Origin of the sequence: Brevundimonas sp. (assembly GCF_032107865.1) — a bacterium.
GTDB lineage: Bacteria > Pseudomonadota > Alphaproteobacteria > Caulobacterales > Caulobacteraceae > Brevundimonas.
The window spans coordinates 1-1,392 of the sequence record NZ_DAMCNG010000377.1 but is presented as its reverse complement, the minus strand read 5'-3'; the positions used below and the strand labels follow the sequence as shown (position 1 = coordinate 1,392).

General features: G+C 66.9%; 2 protein-coding genes and 1 pseudogene. 2 read left to right on the top strand and 1 reads right to left on the bottom strand.

Features of this window, described 5'->3' with window-relative positions:
• Positions 1-312, bottom strand: a pseudogene (locus RT567_RS16880) (primosomal protein N'); the annotation flags it as partial.
• 203 nt (positions 313-515) lie between these two features.
• Between RT567_RS16880 and fsa the strand changes: the two are divergent.
• The gene (gene fsa, locus RT567_RS16875; RefSeq protein ID WP_003166309.1) at positions 516-1,169 is read left to right on the top strand and encodes a fructose-6-phosphate aldolase; all 654 of its coding nucleotides are present in this window, start codon (positions 516-518) and stop codon (positions 1,167-1,169) included.
• 24 nt (positions 1,170-1,193) lie between these two features.
• The coding region (locus tag RT567_RS16870) for a DUF484 family protein (protein ID WP_409516193.1) at positions 1,194-1,392 on the top strand (199 nt) is incomplete at its 3' end.

Genomic DNA, 1,392 nt, shown 5'->3' with positions numbered 1-1,392 from the left:
CCTCTGCGCGCGCAGGCCCTTCAGCGCCGTCGCCGCCATCTCGCCGGGCGGGCTCAGCGTCCAGCGCGCCGCCCACTCGACGAAGTCCAGCGTCCGTTCGGGTAGGCGCGGATCGTCCAGCACCTGCTCGACCGCCTTGAGACGCCGATTGGAGCCGGTCGTCTCGAACACCTCGGCGACCACGCCCCGGATCAGACGCGGGCCCAGCGGCACGGCGACCTGATCGCCGCGCGCGACCGTCAGTTCCTCGGGAACCGCATAGTCGAAGGCTTCCGGCACCGGCAGGGGGATGAGGACGGAGGCGACCTTCACCGCGCGCCCTCGCACGCCCGTAACGCCGACGTCCGATACCGACGTCGTGCCCTGCCATGATCGCCGCCCTTCGCCATGCCCGGCGAAGCGATTTCAGACGATTCAGACGAATTGGACTCTGTTTTTTTGGTCACGGAGTCTGAAATATCCCTGTCCGTGAAAGACGGTCGCTTCCGTCACAACTCGGCGCTAAAACTGGTCCCATGAAACTCTTTCTCGACACCGCCGACGTCGCCGTCATCAAGGACTTGCTGCCCACCGGGATGGTGGACGGCGTCACCACCAATCCTAGCCTGATCGCCAAGTCGGGTCGCAACATCGCCGAGGTCATCGCCGAAATCTGCGCCCTGGTCGAGGGGCCGATCTCGGCCGAGGCCGTGGCCACCGATTTCGAGACCATGGTCAAGGAGGGCGACAAGCTGGCCTCGATCGCCCCCAACGTCGTGGTCAAGCTGCCGCTGACCTGGGACGGCCTGCGCGCCACCCGCGCCTTCGCCGACAAGGGGATCAAGACCAACGTCACCCTGTGCTTCTCGGCGGCCCAGGCCATGCTGGCGGCCAAGGCGGGCGCGACCTTCATCTCCCCCTTCGTCGGTCGTCTGGACGACGTCGGCGCCGACGGCGTGGGTCTGCTGGAAGACATCCGCACCCTGTACGACATCCACGACTTCAGCACGGAAATCCTGGCCGCCTCGGTGCGCAATGCGGACCATGTGACCGCCGCTGCGCTGGCCGGCGCTGACGCTTCCACCATTCCGGCCGACGTTTTCAAGGCCCTGGTAAAGCACCCATTAACCGACAAGGGGTTGGATGCCTTTCTGGCGGACTGGGGCAAGACCGGTCAGTCCATTCTGTAGTTTCTGACCCGACGAGAGGTCCGCTTGAGCACTTCCCTGGACCTCTCCACCGACCCGGCGGCGGGCCTTCATTGGCCTGAGGTGCGCGCCTGGCTGGGCGATCACGCCGAACGTCTGCTGGACGACCGCGCCCTGCTGGAAGAGCTGGGCCTGACCGCCACCGGCCGCAACGTCGTGGACTTCGGCCGCGCCGCCCTGGCGCGGCTGGAGGCCGTCGCCCAGC

Excerpts from the sequence above, each read along its gene's own strand:
- fsa (WP_003166309.1), top strand. The coding sequence starts at position 516 with ATGAAACTCTTTCTCGACACCGCCGACGTCGCCGTCATCAAGGACTTG.